This window comes from Limnobaculum xujianqingii (genome assembly GCF_013394855.1).
Lineage (GTDB): Bacteria > Pseudomonadota > Gammaproteobacteria > Enterobacterales > Enterobacteriaceae > Limnobaculum > Limnobaculum xujianqingii.
The window spans coordinates 1,180,092-1,201,687 of sequence record NZ_JABMLK010000002.1; the positions used below are offsets into that span (position 1 = coordinate 1,180,092).

Sequence of the window (21,596 nt, forward strand, 5' to 3'; positions counted from 1 at the left end):
ATGAATTGAAAGGAAGTGGAAAAATGATGTTGAACAGGCTGAATAACATGAAACGCACAACGTTCGCCGCACTGGCTTTGGGAACTCTGTTGCTCTCGGCGCAGACTTTCGGTGCTGTTCGTCCACAGCTAACTCGTATTGTGGCCTATGCGGCCGATAAAGAGACACCGATTGAAGTGATTAATGAGAGTCAGGAAACCTACCTGATTCAGTCCTGGCTGGAGGATTTAAAGGGTAATGAGAATAATCTGCCGTTAGTGCTGACCCCGCCGGTAATGAAAATTGCCGGTAAGCAGGAAGGGAAATTGCGCTTAGTGGTGTTACCGGCAGAAATTCCACAGGATCGGGAATCGGTGTACTGGTTGTCGATTCAGGAAATTCCACCTAAAGCGAAAGACAATGAGAACAATAAACTGGTACTGGCTATCCGTAGTCGTTTGAAGGTGTTTATTCGCCCAGAAGGATTAGACGGCAGTAAAGCAGCCGATGCGGTGAAATCGTTACAGTGGGATGTAGAGCGAGAGGGCGGAGAGGTATGGCTGAAAGCGACCAATCCGACTCCCTATTACATCAGCTTTGGCAAGCTGGAACTGAAGGCGGGGGGTGCAAAAGGTACCACGCTGGAAAGTAAAACGGAGATGCCAGCACCGATGAGCAGTCAACGCTATGCGGTACCGAAGAGTTTTAAAGGCAAATCAGTAACGCTGACCTACAGTGCGGTGAATGATTATGGTGGGGAGACTGAGGTGTTGAGTACGGGGGTAAGATTATGAAAAAACCGTTAAAATCATTTATTGCTATCGGTGTGTTGAGTCTGATGGCAGGGAATGCATTTGCTTATACTGTAAATCATACATTTACTTGGGTTACCCCAGACTGTCCAAAATTGTCGGGTTCGGGGAATGTAGCAAATCCTGCCCTAAATAAAAGTGCGGGATCTTGTACCTTTACATATCCGGATAATAGACCGTTTAACCAGGCAAGAACATTAATCGTAGATAACCATTTGCCTAATGGCTCGGTGCTCTATTCTTGGGGCTATGATAATTTTCTACCCAATTTGGGCTGGTCATGTACAAGCTCGGGAATTAAACAATGCGCAAATACTGTAAAATCTAATACAGGAGTAACCGTCAATAATATTCCATATAAATTAAATATGACCTATTTATCCAGTGCCACACAGTTATCCCCCGGTATTTATAAAACTTCAATAGAGGGTATTGGTATAAAGTTTTACCTGAAAGTATCAGGAGATACATCTTATAATTTCGGTACCTGCAACAACTCAACTAGTAGTTACCTTGACGCAAGTGGTAATAGTAGTAACCCTGCGGCAGGCAGTGAACTGATTCTGGGAGGAAGCACCTCCGTTAATAGTGGTTTTTATGCATATATGCATTGTGACTCCAACACAGATAACAATATTCCAGGCCGCAATCTGCATTTACTTAAAGGAAAAGTGAGTTATTCCATCAGGGCGGAATTGATAAAAACGGGCGATATTACGACCTCAGGGTCGTTAAGCGTTATAGGCGCAAGTAGTGGTTCTTCAAATATATTTCCAAACCCTCTGAATTTAACGGTTCCAGTGAGTGCTTTCCTTGGTGGTGATGCTATCACGATACAACAACCAGCGTGCCGATTACGCGGTGCAACAAATTATCAGATTAATTTAGGCCGCTGGGTCAATATGGCCGCCAGTTCTATTCAGCCAAATGTGAGTTTGCCTGTTAGTGGAAATATAAAATCTGTAGGGCTGAATCTTGAATGCACTGGCAAGCTTAATAATGTTGAATTCAGTTTTCAGGATACCGGTGCGTCGCCATTAACCAACCGTAATATTAGTCTTTATGACAACATTGGCGGACAAAAAATTGAAGGGCTGGAAGTGGAAATGCTTTATAACGGTACTCGCCTGAATGTCCATAAAATGGGCGAAGCGACGACGACCTATAAAACGAATACCGGTGCCCACGGCAGCATAAAAACCAATCCATCCGATTTAACATACAATAGCCAAAGCAGTGCTTCATTCGGAGCCCGCTTTGTTCAGCGTAGCGCTATTAAACGTAACGGAGTGGCTTATACCGGCCCGGTAACCGGAAAAGTTAATATGTTTGTCACCTACTATTAATATAATAATAAATACCAAGCCGAAATAACTCACGGTTAAAAATTAAGTAAATATCTATTCTCAATCTATTTTTGGGAAGCCACTAACACAAACTTAATTTATAAAAATTAACTGTTAATCTTTTAACATAATTCAAATTAAATCTATTTAATTCATCAGTATTTGCATATTTATTTAAAAGTGAAGTTACAGGAGAAAATATCATGTTCAATAAAAAAGTACTCTGTCGATATTGCTTTAGAGGTAACGCAGTTAAAAAACATGGCACCGCACCTTCAGGCTATCAGCGCTATTTATGCGGTCATTGCAAACGAACTTTTCAGGGGGAATATATTTATAACGCTTATAAGCCACCTGAAGAATTAGAAAAAAAGAGAGAGTATCTAAATAAAGAGCGACTCTCTTTACTCAAAACCCTGTCCAATATTGATAAGCCGGGCATGGTTAATTAATTGAAGGTATTACCCGCAATGTGATAGTGATTTTGATTAAAACAGGCTGCTAACTTAACGGTAGCCTGCGTAACCCATCATGTTGATAACACCAATAATAATGAATAACAGGAGTAGCATCATGTTAAATAAAAATCAATTTTCAGTACGATGCCCGTTTTGCGAAGGGAGCAATTTCAGACGTTATGGCTATAGCAAAGCCAAAGCTCAGCGTTATTTATGCTGTGACTGCAATAAGACGTTTCAGCATAAATATATTTACGTGATTAACCGATTAAAAGCCGCAGAGGCCGTACCAGGATAATTTGTGTGATTGGATGTTTTAAAAACAGGGAGTTATCAAAATGAAAAAACGAATGTGTAACGGGTTTATTGCTCTGGGCGTGATTATTTTTGTGGTCGGACTGGTTTTTTCAGCCGGCAGTGGTTATGCCATCTGGCGTAGTTATGAAAGTATCGGCATCTATACCTTTACTTCAACCGGTGAGGTTATGGTGAAAGAAGAACGGGAACGTACCGGGCGCAGAACCAGCAAGGTGGTTAATCGTCATTATGCGGTGTTTGCATCCGCAGATGGGCAATACCGTAACGAGGAAAAGATCTCGTTATCGCTAAAAAATGGTATCACCCGGGGAGGTAAATATAACCTTGAGAGAGAAGTGTTTGTTGACCGAACCGGAGATTACAAAGTAACCCCTCCACAAAGCAGTGATACCCATGACAAGCGCGTTCGGACTAATTTTATGGTTGCTGGTCTGATTAGTCTGTTCGGTGGTGTGATGGTTTTTGTTGCCTGGCGTATCAGGCGGCAGCATATCTTAAATTCCATGTAGACAGCCCCAGGTTGGCACCTCAACCATTGTCTTAAATGAGAGGGAATAATGTTCAGGGATGAAACAGGAATGTTTTTGTTTTCTTTAGGTATTGATATCGCTATGGCGGCAATGGTGGGTTATGTGATGGTGACTTTGGTTATCTTAGTGGTCTCAGGCTGTATTGGTATTTTGGGGCAATGTGACCGAAAAAAGTAATACCGTTTTTATCCATTCATGCCCGTTACTGATAAGTCGCTATTTAGTTGTCTGTGATAGATTCAAATTCATTCGTGATTTTGTCGTTTATCACTCAGGCATTAATTAGCTGATAGATAATAAGTTTAAATGATGTAAGGCATTATTGCTGGAGTATATATTTATTACAACAGGCTTTAATTTTAGCTTTTATATCACCATCGAAAATGACATGAATTCAGATAAATGACTTTAAATATATGACAGGAAGAAATATGAAGATAAAGACATTATTAGGGATGGCGATGGTATTTTTCACCTTAGTAACGGTGAGTGGCAATAGCTATGCGGATACCAAAACAAGGTCGGTATTCAATGGAAAAGTCCGTATGGAGCTCCCTGCTGAGTATCAAAAAATGCCTGATAGTAAGTTGAAAGAGGCCTATTCAAGCTCTGGTCGTCCAAAAGAAGCCTGGTATATGACGGATCGGAATACGGGCGCAATGATAACTTTTAGCGTGTTTGAAATGAAAGGTAAAAAGATGGCTGAGTCCAATCTGCGTGCCGTGGCTGAAGGGATGGCAGAAGAGTTCGGTTCCTCTCCACCAACGATGAGAGAAGGTAAGGTCAATGGTCGAAAAGTGATCTGGCTGGAATTACAAAAGATGAGTATAAAGTCATCGGGAAAACGTGCCTCTATGATGCAATTATCTGAATATCGGGGAAGTTTGTTGGTCACGACCCTTATTGTCGATAACGATAAGGGAGACAGACATTATAGTGCTGGTAAACGAGCCTTGAAGACATTGTCTTATTAATTGAGCTGAATACCGCCCGATGAATGTGGCGGTATAACTTCCATTATTAAAATCGGCTCACTATCGGTGGTGTAATGAAAAATGAAGGAGAGTATTTATGCCAGCTTATCAGCAGAGTATTAAAGTTTTAGAATCATTATTTGCAAAAGACAGCTTTTTTGCCTTTGCCACATCAAAAGATAACGTCCCATCCGTCAGAATTGTTGATGCGTTTTATGATGACTATTGCTTTTATATTGTTGTTTCCGGAAGGACTCAAAAAATAAGAGAAATAGCGCTAAATGAAAATGTCGCGCTCTGTCATGAGATGTATCGTTTCACGGGTAAAGCTTATAATATCGGGCATCCACTGCAGCCAGAAAATAAACTAATTAGAAGCAAGCTGATTAAAGTGTTTGAGCCATGGTACTTTGCTCACAATAATGAAGACAGTGAAGAGATGTATTATATTAAAGTGGAGCTGGTAAAAGGATTTTTCCATAAAGATGGGACAGGATATAAGGTGGATTTTATCAATAAGAGTGCAGAATCAATGCCGTTTCAATTTGGTGATTGAGTCAATTTGAGAGTAGTTAATTTCTGCCTGGCTATCGATAGACAAAAATTAATTCAGTACTTTAGTTTCCTGGTTAAATAAAAAGGTCCACGCGATGATGTGGACCTTAAGTATTTTTACTGGTAGCGGCTTAACTAAAATAGATATTTAAATCCAATCATAGCTTGTGTATCACTATAGCCATTATCCCCAATTTGTTGGCCAACGTTTGTCCACATATTAAATTGTTTTGACCATTGGGCTTCGACACCCACTTTAATTTCGCCAATATTTTTGGTTCCAACAATTTCATTGCGTACGTCGTTCATCGTTACGCCAAAATTGCGGGTGTTATGTATCCAGTTAGCCTCAATAAACGGTTCAAACTCACGATCTTTTCCATTATCAATATCATGATGGCCATGCATATAAGCACGTAAACCTAAGCGAGTCATTATGTTGCCATCACCTTCCGAAGATATGCGAGTGCCGTTGTTTTCAACATGATCTTTGGCTCTAACGTTCATCCAGATCAGTTGCGCTTTAGGTTGCAGAAAATATTTCACGTTATCAGATTCTCTTTCGCCTAATTTAAAGGTATATCCGGCTTCAATAGACGCCGTCACGCCGCGAGATTTGTATTTTTCTGACTCAAGATATTCGCCTTTAACGGTATTATCAAACCAGTTATACAACACCCAACTATCTACATAGCTGCCACTTTTATCCTGCTCGTTGGCATACCATGTGCCATAAATACCAGCACTGTAACCGTCAACAGAACCATCAGAGCTATAGCGTGAAACTTTGGAACGGGTATTGCTGTGTTGATTCGCATAACCCGTCATTAACCCTACATGCCAACGGTCTGCACCATCAGAGCTCCATTGGGCGATATCGCCACCAAGTTGAACAATATAACGATTGCTTTGTGTCTTCAGCTGTCCACTACTGTCACGGGAGCGATTATGGCCGCCAACGTGACGCATCCACATGCTGGTTACTTTTTCTTCCCCAGTCAGCATATCGGTGTATTGTGTTTCACCTAAACGGTCGTGAAGACGGGTAATGAACAACGTGTTCGCTGCCATTTGGTTAGCCATATAACTGCCAGACTCTGGGCGATATTGATGTTCCGGTTTTGGTTCTGGATCGGGGGTAGTTGGCGGAGTGGGGCCTTCTGGCTCTGGCTCCGGCTCTGGTTCTTCAGGTACTGGTGTAATTGGTTGTATCTCACTGGTGAGATACCAGTTTTTGTCTTTTTTAACTAATTCATATTCGTATTGACCAGCTACAATACGAGTATTATCCATCTTTTTAAATGTTGCTTCAGAAAGTCCCTCAACCGTGATGATTTCAATACCTCGGTCGGTTAAGGCTCCATCTCCACCAGCTTTATTCACTACAACGTTGGTGGTACCTGTTTCAGCATCACCTAAAATGACCAGTTTATCGGTCAGGGAGTCATCACTATTCAGGACGGTGTCCAATAATAAAACGCCACCATCCCCTTTATAGTTTCCACTTATAGTCAAAATATCACCAGCGACACCATTATTGCTTAACGTCATTTGTCCGTTGTTTTCGACATTGCCATATATCGTGCGGGTAGCTGCGGTTTGAGTATTTTGATGGATTAGGCTGGAGGTAGCATCAATGAATAATGAGCGTTCACGGGTTTCAGTCGATTCAAAAAGGTTATCTGACATCGTCAGTGCGGCACCATTATTTAACGCTATGCTATCCCAATTGGTAAAGTTAGTACCTTCGCGGCTATTGCCTGCGAGTGACGTATATCCTGTAAATTGCAACCCATTAGCTTCTAACTGATTGTTTTCCTGATCGGTTTGGGTGAACATAGGATCATGACCGTTGGCTTTTTTCAGGTTACTAATATCAATGCCCTGATTAAGAATAAGTGTATCGCTACCCCGGCCCATAATAATTTCACCATCAATCACACCACTATTGGCGGTTATGATGTCGTCACCGCGATCCATATTGATGATGCCGTAAATTTGTCCACCATCAACCGTTACGTGTTCAGCACCCACACCATTACCTGCAATTGCATTACCATTTCTGACGTCCAGCAATCCTTTAACGATAATATTCGTCACGGGTGTTAGGGCGTTACTTGTTATGCGTATTCCGGTGGCACCCTCTCTGGAGGAGGTAATATTTGCATTACTGCCGATATTGACCAATGCACCATTACGATTATTCAGTTGTTCTTCAATAGTAGTTTGGTTTTCGCCCAGGCTAATTATGCCATTGGCACTATTGCTACCAGGAACGGCATTTACATTCAGAATAATGCTCTTATCACTATCAATGGTGGTGGTTCCACGTGAGACAATAGCGGCATCACCACTCACCGTAAGGTCCATACTTTGACCGCTGGAGCTGATTTTCAGCTCGTTGAACGAAACAATGCTATCTCCTTGAGCCATAACGGAAATGGTAGAGCGAGCAGGGTCCGGGTGGTGGTTAATTTCTGTTTTACCATTAAAATTTAATCTGATTTGGTCTGTTGAGCTCATTGGTGCAGTCGTGATACCCGTTGAGGCCTGCATATCATCTTTACCAATCGTTAATAAAGTGTCTCCACCAACGTTTAGTGTGCCACCCGTTGCATAAATTAGTGAGTTATCAAAATTACCGGAGATGGATAAGTTATTAGCGACATTAACCGTACCTTGAGAAGACAATAGAATGCCGTAATTTTGAACTGGATTATCACCTTTCATTTGTATATTCAAATCGCCGGCGAAATTAATCTCTCCACCATTATATGCATAGACGCCTCTTGAATTATTTCCTCGATGATTGATGATATTCACGCTATCCGCAGTGAAATTTATCTTTGAGCCGACACCCGTTGCAGAAACTTGGGTTATTTCTGAATTAATCGCAGCGTTATTCTCAATCAGCGAGTTGTCATAGGTACATTGACTGGCACTGTTAGCAACAATGCTACTCATTGCGCCATCAGGACCATTATATAAAGGTTTACAAGCAGCCCGACTTTCGGTGGAGAATCCTAACGTGCTGATAAACAGAAGGGTAATAGCGTTGAATTGAAATAATACTTTTGTAGAATGACTTTTGTACATATACGTTCCCTGTTATGTGTTTCTCTAACTTTCAATTATCCTTATAAGAATTACCAATCATAATAATGATAATTTTTCATTTTTCAATGCAACACTTTTGAATTTTCTGTTTTTATTTATTTTGAATTTATGCTTTTTTATTTAACCATATGTTTTTATTTGAATTTAATTATTGGTTTTATTTGTTTTAATATTGATTTCATTTTTGAACTATTCATTTTTTAACGTTATTTATTCATTGAATTAAGTTTTATGTTTATTTTTACAACTTATTGGTATTTAAGATTATTTATTTCAATGTTAATGAGTGGTTATGATTCTCATTATGAAGATAATAGGCGATTTATTATAAATTCATAGTGATAGCAATCTGTTGTATAAAAAATGTGAAAATTGGTGAAACATCAGAGAAAGAGTTGAGGGATTAAAATTTGAATGATACCCAAAAGATATTTTTATATTTTAAGTGGTCTGGTAAAGATAGGGTGATTGTCGAGTTTGTTATTTAAGAGGGAGTGAGGATCAGAATATGATAAAAAAACCACACGTTTGTGTGGTTCTTAACCGTTTTATAGCCTCAGTAAGGGAGCACTTGATGTTTGAGGCCTTCAAAATCAATCAGACGTTAAACAAGAAATTCATCACATCACCATCTTTAACGATGTAATCCTTTCCTTCTGAACGCATTTTACCGGCTTCTTTAGCGCCTTGTTCACCTTTATAGGTGATGAAATCTTCAAACGCGATAGTTTGAGCGCGGATAAAGCCTTTTTCAAAGTCGGTATGAATTTTACCGGCAGCCTGTGGGGCAGTGGCACCAACAGGGATAGTCCAGGCACGAACTTCTTTTACCCCGGCGGTGAAGTAGGTTTGCAGATTCAGCAATTCATAACCGGCGCGAATTACGCGGTTTAAACCTGGTTCGGTCAGGCCCATTTCAGCCATGAACTCATCACGTTCTTCGTCATCCAGTTCGGCGATATCGGATTCGACTGCAGCACAAACGGCAACGACAACTGAACCTTCAGCCGCGGCAATTTCGCGTACTTTATCCAGATATGGGTTATTTTCAAAACCATCTTCATTGACGTTAGCAATGTACATAGTTGGTTTTAAGGTCAGGAAACTTAAATAGCGCAGAGCCGCTTTTTCTTCACTGTCCAGACTCAGAGCGCGCAACATACCGGCATTCTCTAAATGTGGCAGACATTTTTCTAATGCAGCCAGCTCAATTTTGGCATCTTTATCGCCACCTTTGGCTTTTTTCTGTACGCGATGAATGGCTCGTTCACAGGTTTCCAGGTCGGAAAGGGCCAGCTCGGTATTGATAATATCGATGTCTTCCGCCGGATCTACTTTGCCTGATACGTGAATAATATTGTCGTTCTCAAAACAGCGAACAACATGACCGATAGCTTCGGTTTCACGAATGTTAGTTAAAAATTGGTTGCCCAGACCTTCACCTTTAGAAGCGCCTTTAACCAGACCAGCGATATCCACGAATTCCATGGTAGTTGGCAGAATGCGCTGTGGCTTAACAATTTCAGCCAGTTGATCGAGGCGCTGATCGGGCATGGGTACAACACCGGTATTAGGCTCAATTGTACAGAACGGAAAGTTGGCCGCTTCGATACCCGCTTTGGTTAACGCATTAAACAGGGTTGATTTACCCACGTTAGGTAATCCAACAATGCCGCATTTAAATCCCATAACTCATCTCACCTTAAAATTGTTTAATATCAGCAAGTTAAGACATACCTTGCTCAAAGCGCTCTAAATTGATGCGCTATTATACACATTATGAGATTTTTATCGCTAATTGGGTATGTAGATGGATAACAATGGATGAAGAAAGTGCGTTTAAAACATCTGGCTTGTATCCCTTTGAAGACCTAAGTTATCAACGATGAAAATAATGGTAAGACTGTGATGCAGATGATCCTCTGCTTTATATAAAGATGTTTTAATAGACAAAATGTATCAGGAGGTCAGTTAATGGAGCAGTTTTTGTTAGAGCTTAAAGCCGGAATTCTGAACGCGCAGTGGTGGAACGTATGGCTTCAGCTTGCCATGTTGGCACTGTTTTTAGTCGGTTATCTGTGGTTTATTCGTTTGAAATCTGGTGCTGAGTTTAAAGCCATGAAGGATAATTTTGCTGAACTGATGGAACAAAACCGTCGATTAACTCAGGAAACTGAACAGATCAAACGCGAGTTGGAGAAAGGAACCATTGCCTATCAGATTAAGCTGTCAAAATATCATGACCGGGCAATTGCTTCGTTAGATGAAGTTTATTCAGCGCTATATTCCATCGTTTCGGCCGCCAGGCAGTTTTGTTCTTCATCCCATCCTGACTCTAAGGCATTCTACGATATTGCTCATAATGTTAAAGCCTCCGTCAACCGGCATCGTTTATGGATCGATGAAACCCTGTATCAACAAATGATGGTATTTATTGAACAGGCTAAAGAGAAAGTTTCAAGCTCTATGATAAATGAACTTCAACTGACGAATATTGAAGCGGGCGAAGAAAGCAGGGCAGAATTTCTGGAGATGAAAGGGGAGTCAATATCTCGTTTCTTAACAGAAGAACTGGATGGAATTATGGGCCAGTTAAAACTGGAAATTCAGCAGCATCTGAAACCAGAATAATTAATTAGCAGTAACACACAGACCCTCGACAATATAGTGAGGGTCTCTATCTGTATTATTTATCAATTGAAACTAGTAGGTACTTCTTTGTATCGCTTCACCACCTGCTTCAATATCCTGCCCAACACCACGGGTGGTATTGCAGGCAGACAGCAGGCCACAGAAAAGGACTAATGAAAGAATGGCAATAGCACGTTTCACTAACATTGGCTTTATCCTCCGTAGAAAGAACAAGGGTGTATGGTTAAGGTTAGTTGAAAACTGAGTGATTACCATTAAAGAATAAAAATTTTAGGCTACCGGTTATTAACTATAATTTATGTGAATAAATATCTCGGATATAGCTGATAAAATATAATCAAGGTTTTTTAATGATATTTTAGTATCAAAATGCTGGCTAATTGAATGATTTATCAGGTAAGGCAATCATATTGTTGAATTTATTGATTGCTTTGTTAAGTAGGTAAGCAAACCTGTCGAACTGATAATACGGCTTGATCGAATTAAATTAAACTGTATATAATTCCCGACCGGTTTATCATTCGTTTTTATGAACATTATTGTATTTTCAGTTTAGTTGATAATTAACTGAATGGTAGCGATGTCTGGGATATAAAAATAAATTTCTGTAAAAGATAATGCTTTTTCTCTTTACTCCAGGTATGGAGAAAGATGGCTGTCTGACAATAATACTGGTAATGGATGCATATTTTTTAAAAAGGAGGTTATTATGGAAGTGAGGCAGTTAGTTTGTCACCATTGTAATGTACCCGGCAGGATAAGACGCCATGGTCAGGCGCGTTCCGGAATTCAACGTTATCTTTGTGTTTTATGTAAGAAGACATTTCAGGTTTCCTATATTTATCAAGGTCATGAAACAAATATTGCTAAACAGATTAAATCTCTGTTGGCTGAAGGGCAAAGCCGTGAACAAATATCTCGTTCATTAGGTGTTAGCCTGAAAAATATAGATCGTCATATTTATATGCTGGAAAGTGAAGCAATATAAAAATACTCCAATTCTAATTTCTATCATATTCAGCGCTCTTTTTACTAAGAGCGCCGTCTTTCATATTAATAATAATTTTAATTATGTATTTAAAATATTATTAATTAATGCGTAAGTAATTTAAATAAAGTCTTAATAACCATTCAATGTATGTTTTAATTTATTTAAATAACTACTTATTTTCTGCCATTTAAATAAATATGACTATCTCATTCTGAATCATTTATATATATTTCTTTAGCGTCATGAATGGCTGCATTGGTGCTATTTGTGTACAAATCAAGATTATTTTAAGTAATATTATTACCTTACTAAGGATTCAGGATGAGAGAACTATCAAATATAGAAATCGAGCAGGTAAACGGAGCAGGAATTTTTACTGACATAATATGGGACGCAATTCATTTAGCCGTTGATGTACCATCACGTCTTGCCGGAAATGTTGTAGGCGATAAGATCGGTGGAACCATTGGGACCATTATTGCAACACCAATAAACTGGATTTATTCCCTGTTTAATAAGAAATAATTTAAGGACGAAATAATGAGAGAACTAAGTGTTGTAGAAATAGAACAGGTTTCTGGTGCCGGCTTTATTCAAGACTCAATGGCTTCTGTTGGTGGATTTTTAGGTAAAACTTTTGGTGATACTGGAATTACCGTAGTGAAAGGTATCGCTAATAAATTCTCTCCTGTGCTAGGAGCCGGTCTTGATCTGTTGGCTTCAACAGGAATTGTCAACGGTGAAAATGCAGGGCATCTGGCTGGCTATACCGCAGGTGCATTTGTTGAAGGTGCGATCAGCAGTATCGGTAGCAGTTTTAAGAGCAAATTTACTTTCTGGAAGTAATATCAGAAACCGTACTTAAGTAATCAAGTGCTCTGTAGTCAGGTAATAACTTAGAATGACAGAGAGACTGGGGTACTGTGATTGTTGTTATAGTGTCGCCAGTAAAAAATTCCCGGCAGATAGCCGGGAATTTTTGTTATACCAATAAGTTATGCACTGATTTAAGCGCTTTCACCTTTTGGTGGATCAAATGCGGTTAACGTCAGAGCCGGTCCGGTGTATTTCTCAATGGAAATTAACGCAGTATTACCAGAACAACCATTAGCTAACTGAGACGTTGGAATATCAAGCGTCAGTACGTTAGCACCACCGTTTTTACAAATGCCGGTAGCCGGATCCAGATCGGGCCATGCGCCTTCGTGAATACAGACGATACCTTGCTTAATGCCATCAGAAACAACCGCCCCAACTAGCACCTGACCACGGTCATTAAAGGCTCTGACCAGATCCCCATTAGCAATACCACGAGCTTTTGCATCTTCCGGATGAATAGTGATTGGTTCACGGTTAGCCACTGCATACTGCTCGCGCAGTTTTGCATAGTTAAGTTGGCTATGCAGACGATGAGCAGGGTGAGCGGTTAATAACTGCAACTGACCTTCTTTAGCGTTACCTTTCCACTCAACCGGTGCGAGCCAGCTTGGGTGTGCAGGACAGTCAGCATATTTAAATCCTTCGATAGTTTTAGAGAATATCTCAATTTTACCGCTTGGTGTTCCCAGAGGATTCATGATTGGATCGGCCCGGAACTCGGCAAAACGAATGAATTTCTCATTCTTATCGTTTTTGCGCATCTCAATCAGTTTATTTTCTTGCCAGAATTGATTGAACTGCGGCATAGCAACACGCTGAGCACGGGCACCTTTTTGTGCTGCATCATAGAACTCGCGTAGCCAGTCCATCTCTTCCTTACCTTCGGTATAGACCTTACGGCCTCCGGCTTTCAGTAGTTCAGACATGTCAGCAAATACATCGAAGTCATTACGTGATTCAAACTGAGGTGGAACCACTTGCTTCATTGGCACCAAATGCTGGTTACTGTAGTCACCGGTCATGGTCAGATCGTTACGTTCAAACGATGTGGTGATTGGTAAAACGATATCCGCATGTTTAGCGGCGGCAGTCCAGTAACATTCGGAGATAACAATCATCTCTGGTTTCTGCCAGGCTTTGATTAGACGGTTAGTATCCTGATGGTGAGTAAAGTTAGCACCACCGGCCCACCAGATCATTTTAATATCAGGGAAGGTCATTTCATGACCATTGTGCTGATATTTGCTACCGGGTTTTTCCAATGCTTCAACAATTCGTGCCAATGGGAAGCTATTTACCGCGTCGGAGGCTGCCCAGTCGTTACCGGCAGATGAGGTACCTGCTACGGAAGCAGAAATAGCAGAAAGGACACCACCGCTACGAGTTGGGTTACCGCCGTTAGAGTAATGGTAAGAGAAACCAAAACCTCCACCTTCACTACCAATTTGTCCCAGCATGGCTGCCAGAGTAACCATCATCCAGTGTTTTTGCTCACCATACTGTTGGCGCTGTATACCCCAACCACCCATCAACATAGTGCGGTTTTTGCTGAAAATTTCGGCCAGTAACTCAATTTGTTTGGCCGGAATACCACAAATCTCTTCCGCCCAGGCTGCTGTTTTTGGCGTTTTATCGTTTTTGCCTAACAGATATTCTTCAAAACGGTCATAGCCGGTGGTGTATTTATCCAGGAATGCTTTATCGTGCATGGATTTGGTGACCAGCGTATGGGCAATACCCAACATCATGGCTACATCGGTACCCATATTAGGTGCCAGCCACTGAGCTTTGTCACCAAAGAACTCAATGGTTTCTGAACGCATAGGGTCAATGGCGATAACCGTTTTGCCGGAGCTTTTTAGCTGATTAAAGAACTCGATACCTTGTTCGTCAGTGCTGCTCCATGCAATTTTCAAGGTATTCAGTGGGTTGACGCCCCACAAAACAACAACCTGAGTGTGTTCCAAAATGACCGGATAAGTGGTTTGCTGCTCATAAACCTCAACGGAACCTACCACATGAGGCATGATCACCTGAGCTGCGCCGGTTGAATAGTCGCCCATATGACCAGAATAGCCACCGGCAAGACTCATATAGCGTTGCAATAATGTCTGAGCTTTGTGTAATACTCCACTGGAGCGCCAGCCGTAAGAGCCAGCAAATACTGATGCTGCACCGTGCTCTTTACGAATACGCATATGCTGCTCATGAATCAGTTTCATGGCATCATCCCAGGATATTTTTACAAACTCATCGCTACCGCGTTTGCCATCAGGTTTGCCCGGTGCGGCTAAAAAGCCTTTACGCACCATCGGGTATTTCACTCTGGCATTGGTGTGTACCTGATCTGGCGCGGTGGTTTGCAGGCTATTAGGTATGGTTTTTGCCAATGCCCCTTTTGATGAAATCACTTTGCCATCTTTGACTTCAACTTGCATCGCACCCCAACGGCCAGCCGTCAGGATAGTACCAACAGGAGCATCAGCCCAGGCCGGCAATGGAATTGCAGAGGAGATCGCCATCGCCCCTGCGGTAACACCTGCACCTTTAATAAAACCTCTACGAGTAAGATTCATATGCCATCCTCTTTTATTAGTGACTGTTTATATCTTTGGCGTTGTATTGGAAATACTTGGTTAAAATATCCAAATCCTGTGGAGAGATATCCGTTCTGGCTCCCATGCCTTTGGCCACAGCAGGCCAGGCGTTAACGGTATAGTGTTTGGAGGAGATTTTGGCGTGACAGCCAGAACAGTAAACGTTGTCCAGATTTTCGGCGTAGCTCCATAATGGTGTCAGGTCGGACAGGACTGGGTCCGTTATGGTGGCGGTTAACGTTACCGGACGCCATTCATTGTCGTACTCATCTTTAGTGAAGTCGGCGTTAATTTTTAGCGCGTTTTCACCTTGTTCTGTCAGCGTTGCGAGAATCAGGCGCTGGCCTTTTTCCAGATAGATAACCTGCTCGGCACCTTTCATTTGGCTTCCGTTCAGTTCAATTTGTCGGCCAGAAGCGTCTGATTTCAGCACTTTTAATGCAGTAGCAGGGTAGGCGGTACCAAATTCATTTAATTTGATAGGTTGAACCGGATAGACCAGCTTTGCATCCTGAGTGGTTTGTTTGGCTTCACTTAGTAAAGAATCCAGTGCTTTTTCATCCATTTTGATTTCAGGAGGGAAGTGAGCAACGCCCTTGTGACAATCAATACAGGTTTGCTTTTCTTTTATGCCCAGGTTGTGCATTTTTTGGGCATCGGCGCTTTGGGCCTGAATATCCATCGCATCAAACTGGTGACAAGAGCGACAGGTTGCCGAGTCATTTTGCTGCAACTGATGCCAAACTGTCTGTGCCATAGCTAAACGGTGTTCTTCATATTTTTCAGCGGTATCGATTTTTCCTGTAACAAACTGATGATAGACATCTTTACTGGCTTTCATTTTTGCCAGTAAGAAATCCACAGGAGCCTGTGGAATGTGGCAATCAGAACATTCAGCCCGAATACCTTTCTGGTTTTTAAAGTGAACTGACCCCTGATATTCCTCATAAGCTGCCTGCATGGTATGGCATGAGAGACAAAAGCTGGTTTCTGAGGTTTTGTGCAAGACGTAGCTACCACCGCTAAACGCAAATAACCCCAACACAAGTGCTGAACAAATAAATAGAAAAAATTTCGACTTCCTTCCAGCCATGATAAATAACCATCCTTATTATCAGATTCAGTAAATTTTGTTATTGGTTTTTTAATAAAAATAGCCACTACCTATTTTTAATTATTAAGGATGATAATAATTTCCATTAAAAATGTATATGCATTGAATCACATTATTTTTATAAGCGAACAGATAATCGATATGTAATAAAATACATATCGAAAATGTTTTTATTATATTGAAATGAGTATTTTTTATTTATAAAAGTAGTTTAAAATTCATGAGTTGTTTTTATCAAAAAATTCACAATACAGGTGATTTTATTTTACATTATTAATTTTTTTGTCATTATAAGATTAACTTCGATGATTTTAATTAATTGATATTTAAAGTTATTATAAAGTAAAGTCTTATTTTATAGATTTGTGTCTTGGTGGTTTTTAGATTTGAAGATTTTTGTTCGGATATTTTAAATTTAAAAGTATAAATTATTGATTTTGTTTTATGTCATTTTCTGTTTATAAGTCAATAATTGTTTTGTTTTTATAAATTTATTTAAATCAAAAAATAATGATGACTTTTTATAGATTAATGCTATTGGGTTATGATTGTTTTTAAAAATCGCTATTGAACTATGGCTTCGGTGATGGGCAGTTCAATAATTGAGTTTGGATAAATTACGTTTTTTTATCATTTATGAGAAATGATTTATTTGAAATAAGATAATGGTAACTCTGGTTATTATTTTGATGGTTTCTATTTTGTTTGTGATATTTTGTAAAAATTGGATGCTTTTACGGAACGTAAATGAAAAATGGTACACCAATAACAAGTAGTCTCTGTATGGTTGAATGAGGCTGACCTTTTTTGATGTACTGCAAAATTACGCAATATTTATTGCTGTAGAGCAGAGAGTTTTGACGGGTAAGACTACACTTATCCAAAAGTATTGTGATGCCAGGAAAGGGTATTTATGCATAGCGAGAAAATCCCGTTTTATACCAAGAATATTATTAAGGATTTGATTCCACGAGTTTTGTTTCGGAGAAATATTCATCGGTTACTTGAGAATATTAGTGAGTCTAAACGGGACTATATTGATTATCGGGTTAATTACTACAATAAGCTCAATACACCTTTTATTTTGGATGAATCAGCCGTTGAATGCGGTAAATTGACGGTTAAAGGACACCCCAGTACCTATTATTATGATTTAATGGAGTCTGCTCGCTATTTTGATCCTCATCTCCGTTTTAATTATTTTCTCGGTGATATAAAGCACATACCTGATAAGCCAACGTTGCTGAAAACACGACCGATTGCCGGAGATAATCAAAACTCAGTGCTGTTGAAGCTAAATAAAATACGTCATTTTCGTCTGTTTAATGATCTTATCCCCTTTGAACAGAAGCTGGATATGGCGGTGTTTCGGGGAGCCTGCTATCAGGATGCCAGAAAGCAATTACTCGATAACTATCATAACTCTCCGTTGGTAGATGTGGCAGATACCGGGCGATATGGTGATGCAAAAATAAAGAACCTGATGTGTGAAACTGAGCAAATGAAGTATAAGTTTATTATCAGTATCGAAGGAAATGATGTTGCCACCAACCTGAAATGGATAATGCACTCTAACTCGCTTTGTTTTATGCGTAAGCCACGTATTGAGAGTTGGTTTATGGAAGGGACATTGGTTCCTGATTTTCATTATGTGCAATTGAACGATGACTTTTCTGATTTGGAAGAAAAAATAGCCTACTACTCTCATCATATTGATGAGGCAAAAATGATTATCCATAACGCGAATACCTATGTGTCACAGTTTCTGGATAATGTGCAGGAGAGGGCGATTTCTCTGTTGGTGATGAAGAAGTATTTTTTTCTTTCAGGGCAGTAGATTTCTGTGCTGTTGTAAAAATAGAGCGGTGGATCGCTACCATCGCTCTATTTTTTTAATGTATCGATATATACAGATCTGTAGAGTAGGCATGAAATTAATTTAACATCAGGAATTATATTAAATAATTTATTAGCGTTATTTTTTCATTTTAAATATTTCATTATAAATTAGATGAAGTGTGTTATTTTTTTGTGGTCGATAAATTTTTACGCTTACTAATAATAATTCATATAAGTTAATATATTAAAAAACATTTATTATCACTATGTTACCCTGAATTTAGGTTGATATTCTTTAATTTGGAAAACACTTTCAGATTTGATTTATTTCATAATATTTCTTTTTATTTCTGCCAGTTACATGGATTTCCTGACTAAATTCCTTATTTTTCGTCGCTAAGGCTACCAATCCGCCGAATGTGTGTGTGTTAGCATTTACATATAGTCTCTTAATTAATGTTTAGCTAATGATCATTTTTTGATTTTTTGGCGACGCATTCATTTTTTGAGATATTGAATTAAGGGACGCATTGGATACGGCCTTCAACCAAAGGGAATTAGATTATGAAACTTAACCCGCTTGTACTGGCGCTGCCAGCGCTATTTTCCTTATCGGCTACTGTTCAGGCAGCAGCATTCCCTCAAGATCCGTTTGAGCCTAAACAAAAATCACCTGTTGTAGCGGATATTCTAAGTAACGCTGCTTACTCTGATGATGGAGAGCGTATATCGAATGTGTGGGACTCGGTGTATCGGGCAAAAATTGACGATTATAAATATATCTATGACCGTGAAATTGTCAGAACCCGTCTGGATGCGATGGGGCAGATACTGACCATCTCTAATAATTCATATAGCTTAAATACCACCATTAATTCTGTGCAGTTTACGATGGAGAGCGACAGTATTGCTGTTGGTACGGTAGTAAAAGGCACCGTTAGTGACGGTTCGAAAATACTGGGTGGCTTTTTACAGCTCAGCAGTACCTCAAAAGCTTTTGATACTTTGGTTGAGAGCGATGGAAGCATATCAGTTCGCAACGGAGCCGAAGCTTATAATACGACGGTAATGGCCGGTGGAATACAGGTTGTTGGCGATGGCGGTTATGCTCAGGCTAACCTGATTGATGGCGGTACACAGCAGTTATCCGTAATGAGCACGGCTGTTGTTGAAGATACTCTGGTAAAAAATGGCGGAGAGCAGATCATTTATGGTGGTACCGCTACTAATTCGCACATTGGTAGCGGCAGCTATCAATTAGCCAGTGGCGTAGCGATCGACACTAAAGTCTACGATGGTGGTTTCCAGTTAGTTTATGCCGGTTCTGGTGATGAAAAGATATCCGATCAGGATGGGACAATTTATGCCGGCGGGCGTCAACTGGTTCAGGCCGGTATTTCTGACGGAGCGCAGGTGTATGGCTGGCAGTTAATTACTGCAGCTGATGGAAAATGGCAAAACGGTGACTGGGTTATGGATGGCACTTCGGTGTCGCGTCAGCAAAAGTCGACTAATGCCACCATTTATGCCGGTGGTCGCCAACAGGTACAAACCGGTATTTCTGATGGTGCAAAAGTTTATGGTCTGCAGGTTGTCAGCGGCAGCAAAGGCGGGTGGGTTAGTGGCCAATGGGTTGACCAGGATGAGTGGATAGGTAAACGACCTCTTGTTCAGAATGCCACAATCTATAGCGGTGGTGAGCAGCGTGTTGATTATTATGGTGAGGCCAAAGGTACGTTGATTGATGGCGGTTCACAATTCGTCGATGAACGCGGCCATGTTGAAAACACCACCATTCAGGGAAATGGTCGTTCGACTATCACTTATGGCGGTTATTCTACCGGAATCATGGATGTGAATGACGGCTCTTTAACTATGATTGGCGGTGATAGCCATAGCTGGACCGGGAATTTAGGTAAAGGTGCTTATGCCAGCAGTGTAAATCTGAACGGTAAAAATTCACGTTTGTACGTTCAGCATAATGACATGACCTCTGAATCGACGGCCACGGTAGCCGATTTAGCCATAAACAGTGGTTCGGTTATTTTCGGTCGTCAGGACGGTAGTGATGCTGGCAAATATAGTCGTCTGGAATTAGAAACGCTCTCAGGCAGCGGCACCTTTGTGATGAACACCAATATCAATGGTGGCGTGGGTGATTTCCTGAATATCAGTGATTCTATCAGTGGCGCTTTTAACGTTAATGTCAGAGACTCTGGTCAGGAGTTAAGAGCGGTAGCCGCGGGTGTTGACCCTCATCATTTGATTTTTGCTAATGGAAGTGCAACGGATAGCTTCACGCTGGTCAATGGTAGCGTCGATCTGGGTGCCTATAAGTATTATTTAGTACAAGGGGATGCCGGGGATCAGGACAACTGGTATCTGTCACCAACGGCGGTTGAACCTGAGGAACCAGGTCCTGTCGATCCGGAAGAACCGGGCCCAGGGCCTGGACCTGTTGATCCGGAAATACCAGGAGGTGAAAATCCGGGTGGCGTTTCACCAAATCCAAAACCTGAGCTATCAGATAGTGCAAAATCGGTAATTGCGTTAGCTAACGTGACTCCAACTATTTGGGATGGTGAGCTATCAACATTAAGAGCGCGTTTAGGGGATTTGCGTGATAACCGTGGGCCACAAAACGGTGCCTGGGGTAAATATATTACCAACCGTTATCGTGTCTCTACCGATAATGTCAGCTATAAGCAGGACATGAACGGAGTCATGCTGGGTGGTGACCATGGGATTGAGCTGGATGGTGGTCGACTGATTATTGGCGGGCTGTTCTCTTATACCCATTCTGAACTGGATTCCCGCAGTGGTGACGGTAAGGTGGATAGCTATGCTTTAGGTTTGTATACCACCTGGCTAATGGATAACGGTTATTACCTTGATGGTGTGTTAAAAGCCAACCATTTCAGAACGGAAAATAATGCCCGATTTAATGATGGTAAAACCAAAGGCACTGATAATACCAATGGTATCGGTATCTCTCTGGAAGCCGGTAAGCATATCAAACTGGATAGCTACTTCATTGAGCCTTACCTGTTAGGTTCGGCTTTCCATGGTGGCAAAACCAGTTATAAGCTGGATAGCGACATGAAAGTGAAGGCGGATTCTGCGCAGTCGTTGAAAGTTGAAGCAGGTACCACATTTGGTAAGTCTTTTGTTTTAGCAGACGGCACTATCATCAAGCCTTATGGCCGATTAGCCGTTAGTCATGAGTTTAAGAAAAACAATGATGTTATCATTAATGATACTGAACGTTTCACCAATGATATGTCTGGCACGGTAGGGAAATATGGTGTTGGTTTTACCGCACAGTTTAACGACCAGTGGTCAACCTATGCGGAAATAAACTACGCTAATGGCAGTCATATTGAAATGCCATATAGCGGCCATTTAGGTGTTCGCTATAGTTTCTGATGTAGTTGA

At 40.7% G+C, this 21,596-nt stretch carries 19 protein-coding genes; 14 read left to right on the plus strand and 5 right to left on the minus strand.

The window, feature by feature from the left end:
- Positions 1–23 precede the first annotated feature (23 nt).
- The 8 genes from GOL65_RS19405 (at position 24) to GOL65_RS19430 (ending at position 4,973) form a co-directional block, all read left to right on the plus strand.
- On the plus strand, positions 24–773 hold the full coding sequence (locus GOL65_RS19405) for a fimbrial biogenesis chaperone (RefSeq protein ID WP_228723158.1): 750 nt from the start codon (positions 24–26) through the stop codon (positions 771–773).
- A complete protein-coding gene (locus GOL65_RS19410) occupies positions 770–2,137 on the plus strand; it encodes a hypothetical protein (RefSeq protein ID WP_140917876.1) in 1,368 nt (455 codons plus the stop codon). Before GOL65_RS19405 ends, GOL65_RS19410 begins: the two co-directional genes overlap by 4 nt.
- 203 nt (positions 2,138–2,340) lie before the next feature.
- The gene (locus GOL65_RS19415) at positions 2,341–2,589 is read left to right on the plus strand and encodes an IS1 family transposase (protein ID WP_140917875.1); all 249 of its coding nucleotides are present in this window, start codon (positions 2,341–2,343) and stop codon (positions 2,587–2,589) included.
- A 121-nt stretch (positions 2,590–2,710) separates the two neighbouring features.
- Entirely contained in the window at positions 2,711–2,893 is a 183-nt protein-coding gene (locus tag GOL65_RS22655; RefSeq protein WP_456152045.1) for a transposase, read from the plus strand.
- Positions 2,894–2,933: 40 nt separating this feature from the next.
- Positions 2,934–3,422, plus strand: coding sequence for a hypothetical protein (locus GOL65_RS19420; protein ID WP_140917874.1), 489 nt, complete (start codon positions 2,934–2,936; stop codon positions 3,420–3,422).
- A 69-nt stretch (positions 3,423–3,491) separates the two neighbouring features.
- Complete coding sequence (locus tag GOL65_RS22430; protein ID WP_267313833.1) at positions 3,492–3,620, plus strand: hypothetical protein; 129 nt, start codon at positions 3,492–3,494, stop codon at positions 3,618–3,620.
- Positions 3,621–3,874: 254 nt separating this feature from the next.
- Positions 3,875–4,417, plus strand: coding sequence for a hypothetical protein (locus tag GOL65_RS19425; protein ID WP_140917873.1), 543 nt, complete (start codon positions 3,875–3,877; stop codon positions 4,415–4,417).
- A gap of 97 nt (positions 4,418–4,514) precedes the next feature.
- Positions 4,515–4,973, plus strand: coding sequence for a pyridoxamine 5'-phosphate oxidase family protein (locus GOL65_RS19430; RefSeq protein WP_140917872.1), 459 nt, complete (start codon positions 4,515–4,517; stop codon positions 4,971–4,973).
- Positions 4,974–5,107: 134 nt separating this feature from the next.
- Here GOL65_RS19430 and GOL65_RS19435 read toward each other — a convergent pair whose 3' ends face one another.
- Both GOL65_RS19435 and ychF read right to left on the minus strand, forming a co-directional pair.
- On the minus strand, positions 5,108–8,068 hold the full coding sequence (locus tag GOL65_RS19435; RefSeq protein WP_228723160.1) for an autotransporter outer membrane beta-barrel domain-containing protein: 2,961 nt from the start codon (positions 8,066–8,068) through the stop codon (positions 5,108–5,110).
- A gap of 618 nt (positions 8,069–8,686) precedes the next feature.
- Positions 8,687–9,778 (minus strand): redox-regulated ATPase YchF, encoded by a 1,092-nt coding sequence (ychF, locus tag GOL65_RS19440; RefSeq protein ID WP_140917871.1) that lies wholly within the window; start codon positions 9,776–9,778, stop codon positions 8,687–8,689.
- A 285-nt stretch (positions 9,779–10,063) separates the two neighbouring features.
- Between ychF and GOL65_RS19445 the strand changes: the two genes are divergently transcribed.
- Positions 10,064–10,720: a hypothetical protein gene (locus GOL65_RS19445; RefSeq protein WP_140917870.1), complete on the plus strand. Its 657-nt coding sequence runs from the start codon at positions 10,064–10,066 to the stop codon at positions 10,718–10,720.
- 72 nt (positions 10,721–10,792) lie between these two features.
- Here the strand turns inward: GOL65_RS19445 and GOL65_RS19450 are convergent, their stop codons facing one another.
- Positions 10,793–10,927, minus strand: coding sequence for an entericidin A/B family lipoprotein (locus GOL65_RS19450; protein WP_130591543.1), 135 nt, complete (start codon positions 10,925–10,927; stop codon positions 10,793–10,795).
- A gap of 523 nt (positions 10,928–11,450) precedes the next feature.
- Between GOL65_RS19450 and GOL65_RS19455 the strand changes: the two genes are divergently transcribed.
- From GOL65_RS19455 to GOL65_RS19465, 3 genes are all read left to right on the plus strand, one after another.
- The gene (locus tag GOL65_RS19455; RefSeq protein WP_130591542.1) at positions 11,451–11,729 is read left to right on the plus strand and encodes an IS1 family transposase; all 279 of its coding nucleotides are present in this window, start codon (positions 11,451–11,453) and stop codon (positions 11,727–11,729) included.
- A gap of 324 nt (positions 11,730–12,053) precedes the next feature.
- Positions 12,054–12,257 carry a hypothetical protein gene (locus GOL65_RS19460; RefSeq protein ID WP_140917869.1) on the plus strand — a complete coding sequence of 68 codons (204 nt, stop codon included), beginning with the start codon at positions 12,054–12,056 and terminating at the stop codon, positions 12,255–12,257.
- Positions 12,258–12,272: 15 nt separating this feature from the next.
- Positions 12,273–12,578: a hypothetical protein gene (locus GOL65_RS19465; RefSeq protein ID WP_140917868.1), complete on the plus strand. Its 306-nt coding sequence runs from the start codon at positions 12,273–12,275 to the stop codon at positions 12,576–12,578.
- A 161-nt stretch (positions 12,579–12,739) separates the two neighbouring features.
- Here GOL65_RS19465 and GOL65_RS19470 read toward each other — a convergent pair whose 3' ends face one another.
- Both GOL65_RS19470 and GOL65_RS19475 read right to left on the minus strand, forming a co-directional pair.
- Positions 12,740–15,187, minus strand: coding sequence for a trimethylamine-N-oxide reductase 2 (locus GOL65_RS19470; protein ID WP_140917867.1), 2,448 nt, complete (start codon positions 15,185–15,187; stop codon positions 12,740–12,742).
- Positions 15,188–15,203: 16 nt separating this feature from the next.
- Positions 15,204–16,301 (minus strand): NapC/NirT family cytochrome c, encoded by a 1,098-nt coding sequence (locus tag GOL65_RS19475; protein ID WP_140917866.1) that lies wholly within the window; start codon positions 16,299–16,301, stop codon positions 15,204–15,206.
- A 934-nt stretch (positions 16,302–17,235) separates the two neighbouring features.
- Here GOL65_RS19475 and GOL65_RS19480 point away from each other — a divergent pair.
- Together GOL65_RS19480 and GOL65_RS19485 are read left to right on the plus strand one after the other, a co-directional pair.
- Positions 17,236–18,159 carry a glycosyl transferase family 90 gene (locus GOL65_RS19480; RefSeq protein ID WP_140917865.1) on the plus strand — a complete coding sequence of 308 codons (924 nt, stop codon included), beginning with the start codon at positions 17,236–17,238 and terminating at the stop codon, positions 18,157–18,159.
- A gap of 566 nt (positions 18,160–18,725) precedes the next feature.
- Positions 18,726–21,587, plus strand: a complete 2,862-nt coding sequence (locus tag GOL65_RS19485; protein WP_140917864.1) for an autotransporter outer membrane beta-barrel domain-containing protein — start codon at positions 18,726–18,728, stop codon at positions 21,585–21,587.
- Positions 21,588–21,596 lie beyond the last annotated feature (9 nt).

Excerpts from the sequence above, each read along its gene's own strand:
- GOL65_RS19470 (WP_140917867.1), bottom strand. The coding sequence starts at position 15,187 with ATGAATCTTACTCGTAGAGGTTTTATTAAAGGTGCAGGTGTTACCGCA.
- GOL65_RS19410 (WP_140917876.1), top strand. The coding sequence starts at position 770 with ATGAAAAAACCGTTAAAATCATTTATTGCTATCGGTGTGTTGAGTCTG.
- GOL65_RS19405 (WP_228723158.1), top strand. The coding sequence starts at position 24 with ATGATGTTGAACAGGCTGAATAACATGAAACGCACAACGTTCGCCGCA.
- GOL65_RS19445 (WP_140917870.1), top strand. The coding sequence starts at position 10,064 with ATGGAGCAGTTTTTGTTAGAGCTTAAAGCCGGAATTCTGAACGCGCAG.
- GOL65_RS19450 (WP_130591543.1), bottom strand. The coding sequence starts at position 10,927 with ATGTTAGTGAAACGTGCTATTGCCATTCTTTCATTAGTCCTTTTCTGT.
- GOL65_RS19415 (WP_140917875.1), top strand. The coding sequence starts at position 2,341 with ATGTTCAATAAAAAAGTACTCTGTCGATATTGCTTTAGAGGTAACGCA.
- GOL65_RS22430 (WP_267313833.1), top strand. The coding sequence starts at position 3,492 with ATGTTTTTGTTTTCTTTAGGTATTGATATCGCTATGGCGGCAATGGTG.
- ychF (WP_140917871.1), bottom strand. The coding sequence starts at position 9,778 with ATGGGATTTAAATGCGGCATTGTTGGATTACCTAACGTGGGTAAATCA.
- GOL65_RS22655 (WP_456152045.1), top strand. The coding sequence starts at position 2,711 with ATGTTAAATAAAAATCAATTTTCAGTACGATGCCCGTTTTGCGAAGGG.
- GOL65_RS19465 (WP_140917868.1), top strand. The coding sequence starts at position 12,273 with ATGAGAGAACTAAGTGTTGTAGAAATAGAACAGGTTTCTGGTGCCGGC.
- GOL65_RS19475 (WP_140917866.1), bottom strand. The coding sequence starts at position 16,301 with ATGGCTGGAAGGAAGTCGAAATTTTTTCTATTTATTTGTTCAGCACTT.
- GOL65_RS19460 (WP_140917869.1), top strand. The coding sequence starts at position 12,054 with ATGAGAGAACTATCAAATATAGAAATCGAGCAGGTAAACGGAGCAGGA.
- GOL65_RS19425 (WP_140917873.1), top strand. The coding sequence starts at position 3,875 with ATGAAGATAAAGACATTATTAGGGATGGCGATGGTATTTTTCACCTTA.
- GOL65_RS19430 (WP_140917872.1), top strand. The coding sequence starts at position 4,515 with ATGCCAGCTTATCAGCAGAGTATTAAAGTTTTAGAATCATTATTTGCA.
- GOL65_RS19480 (WP_140917865.1), top strand. The coding sequence starts at position 17,236 with ATGCATAGCGAGAAAATCCCGTTTTATACCAAGAATATTATTAAGGAT.
- GOL65_RS19455 (WP_130591542.1), top strand. The coding sequence starts at position 11,451 with ATGGAAGTGAGGCAGTTAGTTTGTCACCATTGTAATGTACCCGGCAGG.
- GOL65_RS19435 (WP_228723160.1), bottom strand. The coding sequence starts at position 8,068 with ATGTACAAAAGTCATTCTACAAAAGTATTATTTCAATTCAACGCTATT.
- GOL65_RS19420 (WP_140917874.1), top strand. The coding sequence starts at position 2,934 with ATGAAAAAACGAATGTGTAACGGGTTTATTGCTCTGGGCGTGATTATT.
- GOL65_RS19485 (WP_140917864.1), top strand. The coding sequence starts at position 18,726 with ATGAAACTTAACCCGCTTGTACTGGCGCTGCCAGCGCTATTTTCCTTA.